General features: G+C 39.9%; 17 protein-coding genes. 5 read left to right on the forward strand and 12 right to left on the reverse strand.

All coding sequences use genetic code 11. The features are described from left to right. The first annotated feature begins 50 nt into the window (after positions 1-50). On the forward strand, positions 51-305 hold the full coding sequence (locus PUND_RS17565; protein ID WP_010388966.1) for a hypothetical protein: 255 nt from the start codon (positions 51-53) through the stop codon (positions 303-305). Between the two features lie 138 nt (positions 306-443). Here the strand turns inward: PUND_RS17565 and PUND_RS17570 are convergent, their stop codons facing one another. Continuing rightward, positions 444-1097 (reverse strand): DUF6058 family natural product biosynthesis protein, encoded by a 654-nt coding sequence (locus PUND_RS17570; protein WP_010388965.1) that lies wholly within the window; start codon positions 1095-1097, stop codon positions 444-446. A 172-nt stretch (positions 1098-1269) separates the two neighbouring features. Here PUND_RS17570 and dapA point away from each other — a divergent pair, with 172 nt between their 5' ends. Then, positions 1270-2187 carry a 4-hydroxy-tetrahydrodipicolinate synthase gene (dapA, locus tag PUND_RS17575; RefSeq protein ID WP_010388964.1) on the forward strand — a complete coding sequence of 306 codons (918 nt, stop codon included), beginning with the start codon at positions 1270-1272 and terminating at the stop codon, positions 2185-2187. A gap of 68 nt (positions 2188-2255) precedes the next feature. On the opposite strand, the gene PUND_RS17580 is transcribed toward dapA, so the two are convergent. Both PUND_RS17580 and PUND_RS17585 read right to left on the reverse strand, forming a co-directional pair. Then, positions 2256-4073 carry an Lnb N-terminal periplasmic domain-containing protein gene (locus PUND_RS17580; RefSeq protein ID WP_010388963.1) on the reverse strand — a complete coding sequence of 606 codons (1818 nt, stop codon included), beginning with the start codon at positions 4071-4073 and terminating at the stop codon, positions 2256-2258. A 39-nt stretch (positions 4074-4112) separates the two neighbouring features. Continuing rightward, positions 4113-4580: a DUF3015 family protein gene (locus PUND_RS17585; protein WP_010388962.1), complete on the reverse strand. Its 468-nt coding sequence runs from the start codon at positions 4578-4580 to the stop codon at positions 4113-4115. Between the two features lie 317 nt (positions 4581-4897). Between PUND_RS17585 and PUND_RS17590 the strand changes: the two genes are divergently transcribed. Further along, positions 4898-6199, forward strand: coding sequence for a DEAD/DEAH box helicase (locus tag PUND_RS17590; RefSeq protein ID WP_010388961.1), 1302 nt, complete (start codon positions 4898-4900; stop codon positions 6197-6199). Between the two features lie 28 nt (positions 6200-6227). On the opposite strand, the gene PUND_RS17595 is transcribed toward PUND_RS17590, so the two are convergent. Both PUND_RS17595 and PUND_RS17600 read right to left on the reverse strand, forming a co-directional pair. Continuing rightward, entirely contained in the window at positions 6228-7733 is a 1506-nt protein-coding gene (locus PUND_RS17595) for an amidase family protein (protein WP_010388960.1), read from the reverse strand. A gap of 92 nt (positions 7734-7825) precedes the next feature. Then, positions 7826-9433 (reverse strand): NAD(P)/FAD-dependent oxidoreductase, encoded by a 1608-nt coding sequence (locus PUND_RS17600; protein ID WP_010388958.1) that lies wholly within the window; start codon positions 9431-9433, stop codon positions 7826-7828. Positions 9434-9621: 188 nt separating this feature from the next. Between PUND_RS17600 and fdxA the strand changes: the two genes are divergently transcribed. Together fdxA and PUND_RS17610 are read left to right on the forward strand one after the other, a co-directional pair. Beyond that, complete coding sequence (gene fdxA / locus PUND_RS17605; RefSeq protein ID WP_010388957.1) at positions 9622-9945, forward strand: ferredoxin FdxA; 324 nt, start codon at positions 9622-9624, stop codon at positions 9943-9945. A 141-nt stretch (positions 9946-10086) separates the two neighbouring features. After that, a complete protein-coding gene (locus PUND_RS17610; RefSeq protein WP_010388956.1) occupies positions 10087-12333 on the forward strand; it encodes a carbohydrate binding family 9 domain-containing protein in 2247 nt (748 codons plus the stop codon). 91 nt (positions 12334-12424) lie between these two features. On the opposite strand, the gene PUND_RS17615 is transcribed toward PUND_RS17610, so the two are convergent. The 7 genes from PUND_RS17615 to PUND_RS17645 all read right to left on the reverse strand — a co-directional run bounded on the left by PUND_RS17615 (position 12425) and on the right by PUND_RS17645 (position 19238). Then, the gene (locus PUND_RS17615; protein ID WP_010388955.1) at positions 12425-13129 is read right to left on the reverse strand and encodes a TorF family putative porin; all 705 of its coding nucleotides are present in this window, start codon (positions 13127-13129) and stop codon (positions 12425-12427) included. An 8-nt stretch (positions 13130-13137) separates the two neighbouring features. Beyond that, complete coding sequence (locus tag PUND_RS17620; protein ID WP_010388954.1) at positions 13138-14355, reverse strand: BCCT family transporter; 1218 nt, start codon at positions 14353-14355, stop codon at positions 13138-13140. 166 nt (positions 14356-14521) lie between these two features. Further along, positions 14522-16189 carry a choline dehydrogenase gene (gene betA, locus PUND_RS17625; protein ID WP_010388953.1) on the reverse strand — a complete coding sequence of 556 codons (1668 nt, stop codon included), beginning with the start codon at positions 16187-16189 and terminating at the stop codon, positions 14522-14524. Positions 16190-16198: 9 nt separating this feature from the next. After that, positions 16199-17662: a betaine-aldehyde dehydrogenase gene (betB, locus tag PUND_RS17630; protein ID WP_010388952.1), complete on the reverse strand. Its 1464-nt coding sequence runs from the start codon at positions 17660-17662 to the stop codon at positions 16199-16201. A gap of 1 nt (position 17663) precedes the next feature. Continuing rightward, a complete protein-coding gene (betI, locus tag PUND_RS17635; protein WP_081374111.1) occupies positions 17664-18239 on the reverse strand; it encodes a transcriptional regulator BetI in 576 nt (191 codons plus the stop codon). Between the two features lie 439 nt (positions 18240-18678). After that, on the reverse strand, positions 18679-18981 hold the full coding sequence (locus PUND_RS17640; protein ID WP_010388949.1) for a hypothetical protein: 303 nt from the start codon (positions 18979-18981) through the stop codon (positions 18679-18681). Continuing rightward, positions 18981-19238, reverse strand: a complete 258-nt coding sequence (locus PUND_RS17645) for a DUF3081 domain-containing protein (protein WP_010388948.1) — start codon at positions 19236-19238, stop codon at positions 18981-18983. The genes PUND_RS17640 and PUND_RS17645 overlap by 1 nt, the downstream gene beginning before the upstream one ends. Positions 19239-19291 lie beyond the last annotated feature (53 nt).

Below are 19291 nucleotides of genomic sequence, written 5' to 3' on the forward strand. Positions count from 1 at the left end.
TCTCTAGATTTCTAAGCAAGACCGAAAGAGTAGAGTATTATTTTGCAATCATGTCAGACCATATGGAGCGTCCGTTTATTTTAGGTGCGCAAAGTGTTGATCCAAAGCTTCCTTCAATTGCTCAGTGGGGGGCATCTTCAAGATTTGGACTTGATAGTCTTGATACCATTGAAGGAAAGTTATGGAAAGATTGGCGCTCTTCTTTAGAAATGCTTGGTGCCTCATGGGTAATACCAATTATTGAAGAGTCAGTAATAAAAGATGATGTATCTCATGCGGTTAATGAAATCATATCTAAATCGTAAATCTGCAATTAACAAGGCTTAGTTGTCGGACTGTTTGTCTCGTTGCACTAAAAAATAAGCCGCAAAGCACAGTGTTGGCATTGCTTAATAAAACCAACAATCCATACATAGCTAAATCCCCCAGCCAAACACTACCCTTTATTTAATCGATAAGTCGTATTTTAAAATAAGGGCATCAATATAGCGGCTACGTAATGTGAGTTGCTTTTCGTGATCGGCGCCATGGCTAAGGGCTTTATTTAAAAGCTTCATGGCAGGGTGAATACGGGTGCGCTCATCTTTATCTAAACTGGCTTTGCTGCGCAGTTCGGTTATATCGTCTACTGATAATCTGCCAATATCCACAGCCACAATTTCATCAATTAAGCCGTTTTGGGTGAGCACCCCATATTTACTGCATAAAAATTGTTGCCACACTTGCTGTAAATGCTCTTCTATTTCACAGCCAAACAATTCTTCGTTAAATATAAAGCCTTGCTGTGCAAGCTTTGCCAAACATTGGGTATAGTGCTGGGCAAACAGATTAAAAGCCTGGTTAGATGACTCAATTTTTTGCTTAACTAATCCTTGACCCCAGTTTACACAGCCACGGGGGTAATAATCGTCGTATTCTTCACATTCATATAACCCTGAATAAGAGCTGCAACTCATCTGGTTTTTAATGCAATAACTTGGCTTAGGAAAAATGCTTTGAGCTTGCCAATCTTCAAGAGTTTCAGTGTCTATGTTGAGTGCTTGGCATAACTCATCAGTGTGATAAAAGTGAGTGCTTAAATAGTCAGATAAACGCATAGTGGCTCGCTTAATAGTAAAAAACAAAATACTGTTTATTTATACAGTTTTTTATTTTGTATCATCAAACCCAATAACACAAGCCATTTTATAATTAAATACTGGCTATCACTGCAAATAGCGCGGTAAATATGGTACAAATAGGCCAAGTATTAATAACAATGATTTTTTTATGCGCACCCTAGAACAAATTAAACAAGCAAGCCTTATTACTGCAATTAAAACACCTTACTTAGCCAATGGTGAGATCGATCTTGCAAAGTATGATGAACTCGTTGAAATACAAATTGCAGCGGGTGTTGACGGCATAGTTGTTGGTGGCACCACCGGTGAAGGCCAGTTAATGAACTGGGAAGAGCACTTAATGCTAATTGCGCACAGTGCCAATAAATTTGGTGATAAATTACTGATTGTAGGCAACACCGGAAGTAATAATACGCGCGAAGCAATTAAGGCAACTAAATATGGTTTTGCCAGCGGCATGCATGCCTCATTGCAAATTAACCCTTACTACGGGCGCACATCAATTGCCGGTGTTAAAGAACACTTTAAACGTGTGCTTGATATTGGTCCGGCGTTTATTTACAACGTAGCAGGGCGCACAGGTCAAGACCTCACCCCTGATATTATTGAACCACTAGCACAGCATGAGCACTTTATTGGTGTTAAAGAATGTGGTGGCAATGAGCGTATAGCGCACTATGAACAACAAGGTATTGCGTGTTGGTCTGGGAATGATGACGAAGCACACGATGCACGCCATATCCATAAAGCACATGGTGTTATTTCAGTTACGTCTAACCTGATCCCAGGGTTGTTCCGTCAATTAATGGATAGTAAAAATGATGCGCTTAATAACTCATTACAACCATTAATGAACTGGCTGTTTTGCGAGCCAAACCCAATTGCCATTAACACCGCGATGATCATGACAGGTGCGGTTAACCCCGTTTTTAGAATGCCTTACGTGCCGCTCAACGATGAGCAACAGCAACAAGGTGAAACGCTAATTAATCAGCTTAATGAGCAAGATTTTGTCGGTAGCCGAGCGCAGTGTGTGGATATTAGTAAAGTTTTGATTTTATCTTAAATTCTTAAACTCTTTATTAGACACGCTTTTAAAGCAGCCTACTGTGAACACAGAGGCTGCTTTTTATATTATTGCCAATAGTAGTTGAGTTTAAGCTGCCACATAGCTGAATTAGCGTGAGTGACCGCCAATCTAATATCAATATCTTGGTTAATAGGCACTGCCAGTTCTAGTTTGGTTTGCGCAGGGTTTTTAGCATTTAAGAATGACTTTTCATAGGATGCTCTGAGTTTAATACCTGAGTCAGTACCGGTAATAATCCCCATCTCTACCGACGAATCATAAAAGTGGCTATTTTTAGCTAAATCACCCAAGTAACCATTAACTAAGCTATAGGCTAAGGTGTTGCTGCTAAATTGCCAAGCTTGTCCGGCTCCCCCCATAACAAAACTACGTTTACAGGTTCTGCACAGTGCTGGTTGTCTGTCGAATCCCACATTGATTTTCCACGACCACTTAGATTCATTAGCCCAAGACAATTGGCTTGGATTGAATGACTCCAAATCTAATAAATGAATTTTGTTTATGTAAGTTTCGCCATCTGTAAACATCAGTTCGGTATCTAACATTTCTAAATTAGAAAATGGAATGCGGGCAATATCAGAGGCAAGGGTATCAAAATAGCTCAGCCTAAAACCCACAGTGTACTGTGTTTGCTCAGCCGTGTGCATCGTAGAAATTGAGCTGTTAGAGGGCTTTTGGCCTTTATGTGGTGGCTGCTGGTTAAATTGAAATCTAACTTTGTTTTCGCCCATTGGCAGCTTTAAGCGCGCTTTGATTAGCGCATCTTTTAACTCACTTATTTTTACAGGAGTTTGTTTTTGAATTTGTTTCACTTGTACAAGTTCAAATAGAGCTCCAATAATGGCTTTTTGTGACTGCACTGGCAAAGCTAAAAACGATTCGTTTTTAAGTACTGCTGATTCGGCAAAAATTTGTTTAGCAAAGCTGAGCTCTTTTTCACTTAAAGATTGCACATATTTTGAAAATACAGTGTCGCGCGAGGGAGTAAATGTGATGTTTTTAACCGCTGATTGCTCTTGGTAAGTGGCCGAGTTTAACCTTGAAAAAATAGTGGCAGGTATTACCCAAGGAGAGCTTTCGCTAGTTAGTTGATCGCCAATAATCAACTCAACAATTTGTGCGAGATGAAACGCGCAGTTTTCATCGGCAAAGTAATAATCAAATTCAGTGCCTAAAATCTCCCATAAGTGATTAGCAATAAAAGCTACATCGCGCTCGTTTAGATTTAGGGTATATTCCCATAAGTCTCTTAACTCTATTTCGCCGTAATTATGCTGGTGGCGGTAAAATAGTTGATCTGAAAAACCAGCTTTATAACCACCAAATAAGCCTTTAAGAATATAAACTAAGCCGTTTTCATTGTCAGGAACATGTGCGCCATAGTTAATACTGTAATCTAATAATTTGTTTTTTGATTCGGTTGAGCGATTAAGTTTAAGTAATAAATGACCATATAACGATGCGGGGTTACTCATATAACCAGAGGCAAATACTAAACTAACAGAGTGAATTGCTTGCTGCTCTCGCCATTGCTGTAACTTTGGACACTCTGCAGCTGGCATTGAAAAGGTTAAACCTTGCTCTTTAAGCCATTGATAACGAGAAGGGTAGCGACATTGCATTAAGGGCTGGTTATTAAAAGCATGGATTGTTGCTTTTAATTCGGCAACAGGATCATCACGTCCGTTATCTGCAATAAAAAAGGATGCGTTAGTAATATAACTAATAGTAGTTGGTTGATTTTTGTAATGCCCTAATTTCAACCATATTGGGTGTTTTGCTAAAACAGAGATAGATTGCGTGGCAGAACTTGAGAAAGATATTAATAAAAAAACGCTAATTAAATAAAATAAAGGTTTCATTGTTTAACCAAAAAAAAGGGCTGTTAAGCCCTTTAATTATTAGATTGCAGCGCATTGAGATGAAAAGTTAGTTGTAATTTTACCTTCAACTAATTCATAAAATGCTTGTGCATTGTCTATTGGTGCGTTTGCGTAATCGCTGCGTACCGAAGTGATAATTTGTTGATGAGCAGTTACATCACAACCACGTACGTTAAGCATTGCAGAGATATACTCGCCTTCACCCTGTGCTATTTCTTGTTCTAATACAGGAAAAGTTTGTTGAATAAACTGTGCTGTTTTTACGTTAGCGCCTTCACAGCTCTCTACTGAAGAAATGTTAGACGATACCGCGGTTGTTCCTAAATCCCAAATAATATTAGAAATTGCTGCCGCAACGCCATTGTCTGGGAAAACCATTGCACCAATACCACATTGTTGCCATGGGTTGATGCCACTTTTTGCTTGTGACGGCATTGAAACGAACGCGCTTACTAATACCGCAGCAGTTAAACATCTTTTTATCATTATTAATTTCCTTTAATTTATATACACCCCACAAAACGGGCGAAGAATTTTACCTGTTTTGGTTATTTAAATGCAAATAGTTATGTAACACAATGTAAAATAACGGTGTAAAATTTATAAAAGTGCAATAAAATTGCGAATTAACGGGAATAAATCTTGCGAGTTAATACCATTTAGCTAACTTAAACAACAGCTGATAATCGCTAATTATCCTGCATTTTATAAATTAGCGGTTTCTGGTGTTTAAAACTAACTGTTTAAGCGATTTTACTGTATAATTTGCGACCCTTGATAATGTGGCCGCAGGTTATACAGCAATGAATTTTAAATCTTTTAGTTTTGCCCCTGAACTTATTCAGGCGTTAGACGAACTTAATTACCACACCCTTACGCCCATTCAGCGCTCAGCTATTCCGGCTGTTCGTAAAGGTAAAGACGTTTTAGCAAGTGCACAAACCGGTACAGGTAAAACCGCTGCATTTGCACTCCCTATTATTCAAAAGTTATTTGAGTCAGATTGCAGCACTACGAATGCGCCAAGCGCCTTAGTCCTTGCGCCTACGCGTGAGCTTGCAGAGCAAATAGCGAATAACTTTAAAGACTTTGCTAAGTACACTCAGTTAAAAGTAGTGAGCTTATTTGGTGGTGTTAATACCGCAGGACAAGAAATTGCACTCAAAGAAGGTGTTGATGTTGTAGTAGCAACACCAGGACGTCTACTTGATCATATTCGTTTAGGTAACTTAAGCCTTGCTCAAGTAAAACATTTAGTACTTGATGAAGCTGACCGTATGCTTGATATGGGCTTTATTAATGATATGCAAAGCGTAATAAAAAGCTGTGCAGATGAGCGTCAAATTTTATTGTTTTCAGCTACCTTCCCAGCAGCAATTAAACAGTTCGCCTCTAAAGTGTTAAAGCAGCCTGAAATTGTTCGTGTTGATCAAACTAACAGCACCGCAAGCACAGTACAACACGTGGTTTACCCAGTAGAAGAGCGCCGTAAGCAAGAGTTGCTTTCTGAGCTGATTGGTAAGAAAAACTGGCAGCAAGTGCTAGTGTTTGTAAACATGAAAGAAACCGCAGATGAGTTAGTAACTGAACTTAACTTAGACGGTATCCCAGCGGCAGTATGTCATGGCGATAAATCGCAAGGTAATCGTCGTCGTGCGTTGCGTGAATTTAAAGAAGGCAAAGTACGCGTGCTAGTTGCAACAGAAGTAGCGGCCCGTGGTATTGATATTGACTGTTTACCGCGTGTTATTAATATTGATTTACCTTGGCTTGCTGAAGATTATGTTCACCGTATTGGCCGTACTGGTCGTGCTGGTAACCAAGGACAAGCAATTTCGTTTGTGAGTCGCGAAGAAGAAAACATGTTGTTTGAAATTGAAACCTTAATTGGTCAAAAAATTAAACGTGTTTACTTAGAAGGTTACGAAGTAAGTAATCGTGAAGTACTGATTGATAAAATTGGTAAAAAGCCAGCGCATTTACGCCGCACCCGTGCTAATAAGCCATCAGGCCAGGCTACCGGTGAAGCGAGAGCGAAAAACCGCTCGCGAATTTCTAATGTACGTAAAAGCTTAAAAGGCGAAAAGCTGTCACTTAAAAAGTAAGACAGCTAAGCCATTAAAAAACCTGAGTTTACTCAGGTTTTTTTGTGCCTAATACATTATCGATAATAGCAGCGTACGCATAAGCAGCCGCTTCATCGTTTTGATTAGCAATAACCGACAAACCAACCGGTAAGTGGCTTACTTTGCCAACCGGTAAAGTAATATGGGTAGTCCCTGCAATGGCAGGTAATGAACTGCTACTGCCTTTAAAGTTATCGCCGTTAATTAAATCGGTTTTCCAAGCCGGTGAAACGGTGGGCGAAATTACAATATCTAGCTTATTATTGCGGTATAAATTGCTAATAGCGCGCTTTGCAAGTGCGCGATATCGCGCTTTGGTGCTTTTGTATTGTTGTTTTTCACTCAAATCAACTGCGTTAGCTTGTTGTAAAATATCTTGCTCAAAGTAGGGCATTTCCTGCTGTTTATTTGCGATATTAAATGCGATTAACTCGTCTAAACTTTTTACGGTTACCTGCGTTGGTGTTTTGCTTAAGTAGTGGTTAATTTCGGCTTTAAAGTCGTAAAGTAGGATGGCGTATTCATCAACGTAAAGCGTGCTTAAGTCATCTTTTACTGCAACATTGACAACGGTATGACCTGCGTCTTTTAATGTTTGTAACTGCTTAGCGTAAAGCTTTTGTGTTGCCACAGTAAACTTACTGGCAGGTAACGCGCCTATCCTCAGTGATGGCTTAGGCGCTATGCCATCAAGCGTTCTATTTACGTTGAGTGTCGATACATCGTCTGAATCTTCACCTTGAATGACTGATAATACCGCGAGTGCATCTTTTAAAGAATGCGCCATTGGACCTACCGAATCTTGGCTACTAGAAAGGGGGATCACGCCTGCGCGTGAAACTTGCCCCATACTGGGTTTAATGGCGTACACCCCATTAACCGAAGCAGGGCAGGTAATCGAACCGTCGGTTTCTGTGCCCAGCGCAATAGGCGCAAAATTTAAAGCAACCGCCACAGCAGAGCCTGAGCTTGAACCACACGGATTACGAGTTACATCATGGGCGTTATGGGTTTGTCCGCCAATGGCACTCCAGCCAGATGACGAATACGATGAGCGAAAATTAGCCCATTCACTTAAGTTCGCTTTGCCTAAAATAATAGCGCCTGCTTGGCGTAATTGTTTAACCACAAAGGCATCTTTATTAGTAACGTTATTTTTAAGTGCTAATGAACCCGCTGAGGTGGGTAATGTACCTGTTGTTTCAATGTTATCTTTTAGTAATACCGCAATACCATGTAAAGGGCCTGCCCATTTTCCGGCTTTAAACAGCGCATCGAGTTGTTTGGCTTGTTCAATTGCAGTGGGCTCAATACTAATTACCGCATTATATTTAGGATTGAGCTCGTTTATTCTGTCGATATAAGTGCGGGTAAGCTGCTCAGCCGTGGTGGTATTATTTTTATAGGCATTGTGAATGTCACTAATGGTTTTAAGCTCTGTATTATTATCCGCTGCGTATAAATTAGGTATTGTACAAACACATAAGGTTAAAAGTAGCCGTTTTATAATCATTGTTATTATCTATTTTATGGAAACACAGGTTATTTTTAGCACAAAAAAACCTCACGTTGTGAGGTTTTTCGATAAAGTATAATTTAATAGAGTTAAGCGTTTTCTAACATCGATAACGCAACCGCTTCAGCGGCTTTAATGCCATCAATACCCGCTGATAAAATACCGCCTGCATAACCTGCGCCTTCACCTGCAGGGTAAAGCCCTTTGGTATTAATGCTTTGGAAAGTTTTATCGCGCTTGATACTGATAGGTGAAGACGTACGTGTTTCTACACCCGTGAGTAAGCCATCATTGGTTGAAAAGCCACGAATTTGTTTGTTAAAGGCAGGAATTGCTTCACGTAGCGCTTCAATGGCAAAAGCTGGCAGTACTTTGCTTAAATCAGTCAGTTTTATACCTGGCGTATACGAAGGCTGTACATCCCCTAAATTAGCCGACGATTTACCTTTTAAAAAGTCACCAATCAGCTGTGCTGGGGCATCATAATTTTTACCACCCAGCTCATAGGCTTGCTCTTCTAGCTTACGCTGTAAATCGATACCAGCTAAAGGGTGGCCTGGAAAATCTTTTTCTGGCGAAATACCCACAACAATAGCACTGTTCGCATTTCGCTCACTACGAGAATATTGACTCATACCGTTAGTGACCACACGGCCTTCTTCAGAGGTAGCGGCAACTACAGTGCCGCCAGGGCACATACAAAAACTGTATACGGTTCGGCCATTATTACAATGGTGTACCAATTTGTAATCGGCAGAGCCCAAAATAGGGTTACCCGCGTTATCGCCAAAGCGGCACTCATCAATCATTGATTGTTTATGTTCTATTCTAAAGCCTACTGAAAAGGGTTTTGCTTCAACATAAATGCCTTTATCGTGGATCATTTTAAACGTATCACGGGCACTGTGACCAACCGCTAAAACCACATGGCGAGTTTCAAGCTTTTCACCATTAGAAAGTGTCAGCCCTGTAACTTGGCCGTTGTCTAAATGGATATCGTCAACGCGGGTGCTAAAACGAATCTCACCACCAAGTTCTATAATTCGGGCGCGCATTTTTTCAATCATGGTTACTAGTTTAAAAGTACCAATGTGCGGCTTACTAACGTATAAAATTTCTTCAGGAGCACCAGCCTCTACAAATTCAGTGATCACTTTACGGCCATAATGTTTAGGATCTTTTACTTGGCTGTAGAGCTTACCGTCTGAGAACGTGCCTGCACCACCTTCACCAAACTGAACGTTTGATTCGGTATTGAGGGCCTTTTTACGCCAAAAGCCAAAGGTGTCTTTGGTGCGTTCACGTACCTCTTTACCGCGCTCTAGAATTATTGGTTTAAAGCCCATTTGTGCCAGCACTAAACCGGCAAATAAACCACATGGGCCAAAGCCAATTACTACAGGACGCTCTTTAATGCTGCTATTAGCGTGTGCTACAAATTTGTAGTTGGTGTCAGGGGAGACTTTAACGTGTTGATCTTTTTCAAACGAGGCTAACAGTTGTGCTTCGTTATCTACCTCAACATCAAGCGTGTAAATCAGTAAAATGGCGCTTTTTTTACGTGCATCGTAACCGCGTTTAAACACATTGTAGCTGTGTAGCTGCTCTGGACTTATATTTAATTTATTGATGATGGCTTGGCCAATAGCATTTTCGTCATGGTCAAGCGGCAGCTTTATTTCGGTTAAACGTATCATTAATATCTCTTTTGGTGTCATAGCGGAAAGTAAATACCGCTCACAATAAGGGGAGTGCACAAAGCGCTAATTTATAAGCGCCATATATTACGTTAAATTGTTCGCTTTTGGCACATATTTATTGTGTTTTGGTAAGGGTTGGGTATGATCCGCAGCTGGTAAAGTTAAATATTAGGTATTAAACCACTATGGCGTTTGTAGTCACCGAAAACTGTATAAAATGTAAGTACACTGATTGCGTATCGGTGTGCCCTGCAGATGCATTTTTTGAAGGCCCTAATTTTTTGGCTATTAGCCCAATAGACTGTATTGACTGTGGTTTATGTGTGCCTGAGTGTGCAGCTGATGCCATTTATCAAGAAGATGAATTACCTGAATCGCAAAAAGAATTCACCCAGCTTAATGCAGAACTGGCAGAAATATGGCCACGTATAACGCAAGTCAAACCTGCACCTGAAGATGCCGATAGCTGGAATGGTGTGGCTAATAAATTAAAACTTCTCGACACATAACTACTTCCTAAAACTTATTATTAGTTTTTTGTTAATTTTATTGCAAGTTTTAACGCGCAAGTATTAACAAACGTACCTGTATAATTTACACTCCAGACCAAAGTTTACTTTCAACAAGTAAATAAACCTAAATGGATGTTTATGCAGTACTTTATACCTACAAAAATAATAAAATTGCTGTTGTTGACTAGCTTCAGCCTTGTTTTAACTCTCAGCCCTTATGCACTTGCCGATAAGCTTAATTATCAACTTGCACACATTAATAAAAACATTGATGTAGATGGCGTGCTTAACGAGCCGCATTGGCAAGAAGCAACCCGTGTTGCGGTAAATTATCAAGATGAGCCGAATGAAAAGGGCACACTACCGGTAAAAACCGATGCGTATATTTATGACGATGGTCATAATTTGTATGTAGCTTTTGTTGCTTATGACCCAGAGCCGAGTAAAATTCGTGCGGCGCTTCGTGATAGAGACACGCTTTGGCAAGATGACAACGTCGGTTTGGTAATTGATACCTTTAACGATGAGCGTACCGGCTATGAGTTTTATGTAAACCCACTGGGCGCCCAAGGCGACATTCGCATGACAGATACCGATGAGTGGGTATCTGATTTATCGTGGGATGCTATTTGGGATAGTGCCGGTACCATAAACGATCATGGTTACGTGGTTGAAATGCGTATTCCGTTTAAAGCTCTGCGCTTTGCACAAAATCAAGCCGACTCTACTTGGGGCTTTTCGATGATGCGCAACTATCAGCGTGATGTGTTGTATCAATTATCAAGTACAGGCTTTGACCGTGATATTAAATGTAGTTTGTGTCAGTTTGACAAAATAACTGGATTTAATAATTTAGCACCGAGTAAGAATCTGCAATTAACGCCAACCTTAACCGCATTAAGAAACGATCAAAAAACACAGGTACCTGGTGCGTGGGATAACGGCGATGTAAATACAGAAGTAGGGCTTGATCTGCGTTGGGGCGTCACTAAAGATGCAGTTATTAATGCCACCATAAACCCTGACTTCTCTCAAGTAGAAACCGATTCGTTAGAACTGGATGTAAATACCACATATTCTATTTATTACGCTGAAAAACGTCCGTTTTTCTTAGATGGCGCATCATATTTCAAAAGTAATTTATTTGAACTGCTTTATACCCGTACCATAGCTGAGCCTAATATTGGTGCAAAGCTCACCGGTAAAACCGATAGCCACAGTTATGCGCTAATGTTTGCTGATGACGATAACAGTAATGTTTTACTGCCCAGCAACCAAGGCTCAGGCTTTGCCAGCCTAAATGATAAAACTAAGGCGGCGGTGGCTCGATACCAATATGATATTGGCCAACAAGGCACTATTGGTGTTACTTCAACACATAGAGAAAGTAGTGATTACCATAATACGGTGTTATCGGTTGATGGCAGCTATTGGTTTAATCAGTCAGATACGCTTAATTACCAAATAGCCCATGCTGATACCAACAACTCGCAGTTTTTAGTTGATAACTACAATTTAGCAGAGTCTCAGTCTGATCGGGCTTATGCATTAAAGCTGACCCGCGATAAGCGCGATTATAAGCTTTACGCTACCTATGACAATATAGGTGAGGATTACCGCACCGATTTAGGTTATCAAGAAAAAGTAGACTACGAAAAAGTAGGCTTTGGTGGCGGTCAAACTTGGTATGGTGATGAACATGATATGCTAACAACTTGGTCATACACCGCCGATTGGGATAAAACGTGGGCTCAAAATGGCGACTTGCTTGAAGAAGAATATGAAGGTTACATGACCTTTCAAGGTCAAAAGCAGTCTGTATTTGAGCTTGGTTTATTAAATCGCTATGAAAACTATAATGGCAATTTTTATAACCAAAATATTGGCTATTTATATACGGCTTTTAGACCTACTAAAGACTTAAGACTATCGTTATACGCCGAATACGCAAGCCGTATAGATTACACTAATGAGCAGCTAGGTGATGTTTTAACTACACAATCACAGGCTGTTTGGGATATTAATAATCACTGGCAGTTAGATGTTAGACATAATTATAGTCATTTAGATGATTACCAAGGGCGACGCGTATTTACCGCAAACCTTGTTGATTTTAGGCTTTATTATAAGTTTAGTATGCGCGCTATGCTTAAGTTGATTTTACAGTTTGAAGACATAGACAGAAATGAAGATGCTTATTTTTATCAGGTTAGCGAAATCAACAAAGATTATGGTAGTCAGCTGGTTTACTCATACAAAATTAACGCACAAACGCTATTTTATTTAGGTTATTCAGATAAAGGCTATCAGGATGACTCGTTAAAAAGCATTGAGCGAGACCAACGTACTTTCTTTACTAAAGTCAGTTATGCGTGGCAGTTATAACGCTATAAATACTATAAAAGCAAGATTTTGCTAGGCAATAAAAAACACGCTAACCAGTAGCGTGTTTTTTATAGAAAGCAAAAGCTAACTATTACAAGTCAAAAGTACGTGAGATAGCAAGTACAATTCGCTCATCTGCGTAATCGTAGTCCAAGCTGGTATTCTCAGCAGCTACTTCAATACCAAACCCTTCATAGCTTGTTTGGTAAGCTAAGCGGTAATGATGATACGATTTGTCGCCCTTAGCTTCATCCCACTGAAATTTGTTGCCATCGAGTGAGTTTGAAATATCAAAGCTGGCACGAATTGCATGATTTGGTGCAAGCTCGAAAGTGTGCGCAATCATCGAAATCACATGGCCAGTATCGTAGCCAAAGTAATCCCAGCTGTACCAAAAGTTAAGCTCTGTTTGACCGTAGTCACTGGCGTAACCAAATTTAGTATACGCTTCTGCGTAGTTACCATCGCTGTTATTACCTTGGTAAGTGTAATAAGCAATACCGTAATCAAGGCTTACTTGTTGGTTTAACTGAATGTATCGGCCTACATATGCATCTAGTTCGAAGTCGGTTTCATCACCAAAATCTACGTTTGATGCCCATACACCTGCATAAACACCGTTATCGTACGCATAGTCAAGACTTGCTTGTAGCGCTGGATCGTTATCTGTTTGAGTAACACCATTAAAGGTGTAATCAGATGCAGCAGTAATTGTTGTTGACCAGTTAGCTGCTGCTGTTGTTGATAAAACAGTTAATGGTAAAGCGATAAAAAATTGTTTTAATTTATTGTTCATGTGATTTCCTAGCTGATAGTTTCTATTTTTGTGTAATCAATTTTATTCGCTTTAGGCGATCCTTCGATATTGCTGACTGTTTTAAGTTTGCTGTAGGCAATAAAACCAATGCAAATAAAGAATAACCCTATAACTAAAGCACCAACCCATTGAATTTGCAAAAACTCAAGTTTAAATAACAGTGTTAATAATGATAAAGCGACGACATTCATGGCAATATACTTAAATTTACCAAAGCGTTTTACAGTTAAGTTTAAATTATCTGTGTATAGACGGATCAGTGAATCAAGCGAGTTAATAACAAACACAATACCTACAAACACCATGGCAAAGTTTTTAATGCCTGCAGTTGGAATGCCCGCTTCGTGGTAGTGATATAACACACTGAACCAGATAGCGATTGGTATTGACGGAAAAATTAACATAGCGCCGAGTACTTGGTATGTTTTTAAACCACCCACAAAACGTGATGTAAACTGGCCAATCATGATACTCCACGCAAACCACCAAAATAGGTAAAACTCATGGTAATCATTCAGTGGTAATACAAACTCATTGATATTGGCAAAGTAATTACCAATTAATCCAATGTTTTTAGTAAATGCAGAGAGTTCGCTATCGCCAAATAAGAAGGCATCAGCCCACATAAAACCAATTAACGCGATAAACAACCAAGTAGTAGCAATACTTAAAAAGCGAACATATTTAATATCGGTGCTTGAATACACCGCAAAACAGATAGCGGCAAGCACGATTAAGTAAAACTCAGGAATAACATTTGAGCCGTCTCCGAGTTCAGGTAAATACCACGGTAGGTTGCTCAATAGTAAGTAAGCGGTAAACGCACAAGTACCAATGATAACTACGTTGTTTAAAAATTTAACCCATGGAATTTCAAAAAATTTTACTTTGGGTTCTATTACACAGAAATAAAAGCACGTAAGAAAATAAAATCCCCAAATTAAAAATCCCCAATAACCAAACTCAATAGAGAGAGGGTTGGCAAATGCATATTCTGGGCTTGCTTTTATGTCTGCATAACCGGCAAATTCGGTTAAAGGAAACATAATGAGGCCAACGTCTAGGCCCGAGGTAAACAGGATTGCTATAAAGGTGAATGTTCTCACTGGTGTGACGCCTACTACGCGTACATTGCCCCATTTAATTAAAATAGCAACAATCGCAAGTAAGGTGAAAATAATGCCAGCATTAAGCCAAATAGTCATTATCGCCCTCCCAGAATGAATAAAAGTAACACATATATACTCCGTTTTTTATTGTGCTTGCATTAACACAGACATAACCTATTTATGCTTGTGAGCCACTGCAAGGCGCATAAAGGCACTCCTTAAAGCATTTTGCTTAAAAGAGTGGCCTTTATGGCAGGCTAAATTAAAGGGTTTTATTTCGTTGTGTAGTTTGCCAATCAGTGGCATTCACAACATCAACTCCTGTATGAGCTAAGGGCTTATTTCCTAAAATAATATCAGCGGCTTTTTCGGCAACCATAATGGTAGGCGCATTTAAATTACCGTTAGGTATTGTTGGAAAAATTGACGAGTCAACCACACGCAAGCTTTGCATGCCATGCACTTGAGTGTTTGAATTAACCACCGCCATGGCGTCTTCACCCATTTTACAAGAGCAAGAGGGGTGGTAAGCACTTTCTACTGCTTGGCGTACAAAGGCATCAATTTGCTCATCAGTTTGAACTTGTTGCCCTGGTTGAATTTCTTCACCACGGAAATTGTCAAAGGCAGGTTGTTCAATGATTTCACGCGTCAATCGTACGCACGCTCTAAAGCCTTCAATATCATCTTGATGCTCTAGGTAGTTAAATACAATTTTAGGTGGCTGTGTTGGATCAGCTGATGCAATAGTGACACTGCCTCGGCTCTTAGGCTTGTTATGACCTACATGCACTTGAAAACCATGCCCTGCAAAAGCACTGCGTCCATCGTAACGCATTGCTGCCGGTAAAAAGTGATACTGAATATCTGGCCATTCAACACCTGGCTTTGAGCGAATAAACGCACATGATTCAAAGTGATTAGTTGAACCTAAACCTTTACGGGTAAGCAGCCATTTTGCACCAATCAAGCCTTTAGAAAATAAACCTAATTTACCGTTTAAGGTAATGGGTTGATTACATTTATATTGAAAGTAAAACTCTAAATGATCTTGCAAGTTTTGACCTACACCTGGTAAGTGATGCTTTACTTCAACACCTGCATTTTCAAGTGCTTGCTTATCACCAATACCTGACAATTGTAACAGGTGAGGTGATCCGATAGAGCCCGCACTTAAAATAACCTCTTTACTTGCTTGCGCTGTTTTAACTGCGCCATTGAGTTTGTATTCAACACCAGTTGCTTTTTTACCGTCTAAAATAACGCGCTGAGCAAGTGCACCGGTAACGATTGTTAAGTTGCTACGATGCTTAATTGGGTCTAAGTACTCGCGAGAAGCAGAGCTACGCACACCGTTTTTAACAGTCATGTGCATAGGGCCAAAGCCTTCTTGTTGAGCACTATTGTAGTCATTTGTGGTTGAGTAACCAGCCTCTGCACCCGCTTCAATAAATGCAGTGTATAACGGGTTTTCCATGTTATTGCCGTTATTAACACCTAGCGGTCCTTTACCACCACGATGAGTATTTTCACCTAGGTAAAAGCTTTCTGCCTTTTTAAAATACGGTAAACACGCTTGGTAATCCCAGCCGTTAGCGCCGTGTTGTTGCCATTCGTCAAAATCTTTAGCATGGCCACGTACATACACCATGCCATTAATCGAAGATGAGCCGCCAAGGACTTTACCGCGAGGGCAATGCATTTCACGGTTATCTAAGTGTGGCTCTGGTTGCGTATGAAATTGCCACGCAAACTTATCGGTATTCATTGGAATAGACAATGCGGTAGGCATTTTTATAAAGATGCTTTTATCGCTGCCGCCGGTTTCAAGTAACAATACCTTGTTACTTGAATCTTCAGACAAGCGATTTGCTAACACACATCCAGCTGAGCCCGCGCCTACAATAATATAATCAAAAGAGTGGTTCATAATGATTCCTTAAAACGGGCTTTCTATGTCGGCCATACCAACATAAACAGACTTAGTTTGCGTGTAATGATCAAGTGTTTCTATACCATTTTCACGACCAATACCCGATTGCTTATAGCCACCCACTGGCATTTCTGCTGGCGAGTTACCGTAAGCATTAATCCAACAAATACCGGCTTGAAGTTGATGAATTACGCGATGAGCGCGTTTAATATCGCTAGTGAAAACGCCTGCAGCTAAACCTAAGTGAGTGCCGTTAGCACGTGCAATTACATCATTTTCATCATCAAATACTAAAACGCTCATTACTGGGCCAAAAATTTCTTCTTTAACGATGGTCATTTCATCGTTGCAATCAACAAACACTGTCGGCGCTACAAAATAGCCATTTGGTGCAGATGCTGGAGAAAGCGTTGAACCACCCGTTAATAATGTTGCACCTTCTTTAAGGCCTTTGTCGATGTAACTCATCACTAAATCTTGATGCTTCTTAGAAATAAGCGCGCCAAAGTTAGTATTTAAATCTTGCGGGTCACCGGCAATAATATTGTTTTCGGTACGTGTTTTAAGTTCATCAATAAATTGTTGATACACATTCTTGTGAACATAAATACGAGTGCAGTTCGTACAAATTTCACCTTGGGTATAAAAGTTACCTAGCATGGCAGCACTTACTGCTTGCTCAATGTTGGCGTCATCAAATACTAATAATGGCGATTTACCACCTAGTTCCATAGTCACATCTTTTAATGTGCCTGCAGCACTGGCGACTACTTTTTTACCGGTACCTACTTCACCAGTAAATGATACTTTTTCAATATCTTGATGTGCAGTAAGCCATTGGCCTACTTCACCGGCGCCTTGAACTACATTAAATACGCCAGCAGGGACGCCTGCTTCAATAAACACCTCGGCTAATTTAATTGCACCAAGCGGCGTTTCTTCAGACGGCTTAAAAATAAATGCATTACCCGCTGCGAGGGCTGGGCCTGATTTCCAACATGCAATTTGTAATGGGTAGTTCCATGCACCAATACCGGCACAAATACCTAAAGGTTCTTTGCGTGTGTAGTAAAAGTCATCGCCAACCATTTGTTGTTGACCAACTTGTGCAGGGGCAAGACCTGCAAAATATTCAATTACATCTGCGCCTGTTTCAACATCTACGCAGTTAGCTTCTTGCATTGGTTTACCAGTATCGAGCACTTCAACCAGTGCAAGCTCATCATTGCGCTCGCGTAAAATAGCAACGGCGTTTAGTAAAATACGGCTGCGCTCAATAGGGGTCATCGCTGACCAAACTTTAAAGCCTTGTTTTGCACTTTCTATCGCTGCGTTTTGAACATGCTGGTCAGCGACTTCAACGGCATAAATTACCTGGCCGGTTGCAGGATTTACTACATCAAATGTTTCGCCGCTTTTATTTGCAAGGAATTGGCCGTTGATAAAGTTTTGATAGATAGGTGTAGTCACGTTAGGCTCCATATTGCTTGATAAGTGAATGCACGTAGTTTTTAGCTAGTGATTCACTGTGTTTAAACTGATTTTCGTCTGATTGGCTTAATACGGCACGAAGCCATAAGCCATCAATCATTGCTGCGGTTAATTCAGCCGCGAGGGTTGCTTGCGCTAAAGGCATTAATTGCTTAAATGAAACGGTTAAATTGCTTTGCAAGCGTTTACTGTTTACATTTTGTAAACGATGAAGTTCCTTATCGTGCATTGATTGCGCCCAAAAACTTAACCACGTCCGAGTGGTGTCTTTTCGTTGTTGTACTAGCGCAAAGTTTGATTCAACAATAAACATTAACCTTTGAGTTGCTGTGGTATTTTCATTAACCTTACTAATTAAGTCGTCTTTCAAGTTCGAGAGTAAGTAACGCACAGTTGCTTCAATTAGCCCCTGTTTCCCACCAAAGTAATGGCTAATTATGCCTGATGACATTCCAGCGTTTTTACTAATACTATTGATAGTAGTCGCCTGTAATCCTTTTTGAGCAACTGACTCTATAGTCGCGTCAATTAGCTGCTGACGCCTTACAGGTTCCATTCCAACTTTAGGCATAATTTTTATTAATTGATCGTTCAATAAAGATAAGCTTAAGGTAATAGCTCTAACAATTCAAGGCTTGTGTAAATGGTAAGAGAGTAAAGTATGGATAAATAATTAACAAAATGAGTATGAAATGATGCAAAATTAACAACTCAAGACCTTGTTTAAAGTCCTTAAATAACAATAGTTTGTATGTTTTATTGGTGTTGTTCTTTATAGTGTAATCAATTCTTTACGAGGTGAGTGAAACTTTTAGTGATTTATTTGTTAGTGCGATAACTATTAGAGTACTAATTGTATTTTTTACCAGCAGGGCATTTATATAAAGGTAAAGGGAATAGATATGTTGTTGCGATCAAAATCAGGTTTCAAAGAGAAATATGGGAGGTAAATTAAACAAATGTTAACGCGAAGTAGGGGGAAAATAAGGCGCTGTTTAGCTTTCAACAACACCTTTAAATAATAAGGGATAACGTCTTAAGCGATTGCCAATATAGTCATCGGCCATGATCTGCTCACAAATTTCGTCGATGTTATCAGTAGCTTCAAACACCCAATCAAAACGTTCAATCGCAAGCAAAAAACCGCGCTTTAAGTGTGTTTGTTTGCGGTAATAAGCAAGATTATTTTTTATCAGTTGCAGCCTTTCAGGCTCAGCTTTTAATTGCGCAATAACTTGGTGAATAAACTGCAAATTGCGCGAACTAGTTGGTCTATTTCGTCTATTTGTTGGTCGCATTACTCTTCGTTAGCTATGTTGTAAAGTTTCTTCAAAAAGTCGTCTTTGTGTTTGTCATGTTCGTAATCTAAATGGTAGGTATTATGAAATCCAAAGCGTAATAACACCCCACTGCCTTGTAAGTAAACGGTATAGCCGTCAATATCAGAAAATGCAGTGACTCCCTGATAAAGCTTACCTTCTTCTGTGGTTTCACCTCGTTGCTGGATACGTTCGTAAACCGCTAGAATCTGTTTGTTGTCGATTTCATTTTTCATTGTCTGCACCTTTATTTACTCTTTCATACGCTATAGATATGCGGGTCGATCAT

This window comes from Pseudoalteromonas undina (genome assembly GCF_000238275.3).
Lineage (GTDB): Bacteria > Pseudomonadota > Gammaproteobacteria > Enterobacterales > Alteromonadaceae > Pseudoalteromonas > Pseudoalteromonas undina.

Coding starts and splice junctions, on each gene's coding strand:
- PUND_RS17565 (WP_010388966.1), top strand. CDS start 51: ATGTCAGACCATATGGAGCGTCCGTTTATTTTAGGTGCGCAAAGTGTT.
- PUND_RS17570 (WP_010388965.1), bottom strand. CDS start 1,097: ATGCGTTTATCTGACTATTTAAGCACTCACTTTTATCACACTGATGAG.
- dapA (WP_010388964.1), top strand. CDS start 1,270: ATGCGCACCCTAGAACAAATTAAACAAGCAAGCCTTATTACTGCAATT.
- PUND_RS17580 (WP_010388963.1), bottom strand. CDS start 4,073: ATGAAACCTTTATTTTATTTAATTAGCGTTTTTTTATTAATATCTTTC.
- PUND_RS17585 (WP_010388962.1), bottom strand. CDS start 4,580: ATGATAAAAAGATGTTTAACTGCTGCGGTATTAGTAAGCGCGTTCGTT.
- PUND_RS17590 (WP_010388961.1), top strand. CDS start 4,898: ATGAATTTTAAATCTTTTAGTTTTGCCCCTGAACTTATTCAGGCGTTA.
- PUND_RS17595 (WP_010388960.1), bottom strand. CDS start 7,733: ATGATTATAAAACGGCTACTTTTAACCTTATGTGTTTGTACAATACCT.
- PUND_RS17600 (WP_010388958.1), bottom strand. CDS start 9,433: ATGATACGTTTAACCGAAATAAAGCTGCCGCTTGACCATGACGAAAAT.
- fdxA (WP_010388957.1), top strand. CDS start 9,622: ATGGCGTTTGTAGTCACCGAAAACTGTATAAAATGTAAGTACACTGAT.
- PUND_RS17610 (WP_010388956.1), top strand. CDS start 10,087: ATGCAGTACTTTATACCTACAAAAATAATAAAATTGCTGTTGTTGACT.
- PUND_RS17615 (WP_010388955.1), bottom strand. CDS start 13,129: ATGAACAATAAATTAAAACAATTTTTTATCGCTTTACCATTAACTGTT.
- PUND_RS17620 (WP_010388954.1), bottom strand. CDS start 14,355: ATGACTATTTGGCTTAATGCTGGCATTATTTTCACCTTACTTGCGATT.
- betA (WP_010388953.1), bottom strand. CDS start 16,189: ATGAACCACTCTTTTGATTATATTATTGTAGGCGCGGGCTCAGCTGGA.
- betI (WP_081374111.1), bottom strand. CDS start 18,239: ATGGAACCTGTAAGGCGTCAGCAGCTAATTGACGCGACTATAGAGTCA.
- PUND_RS17640 (WP_010388949.1), bottom strand. CDS start 18,981: ATGCGACCAACAAATAGACGAAATAGACCAACTAGTTCGCGCAATTTG.
- PUND_RS17645 (WP_010388948.1), bottom strand. CDS start 19,238: ATGAAAAATGAAATCGACAACAAACAGATTCTAGCGGTTTACGAACGT.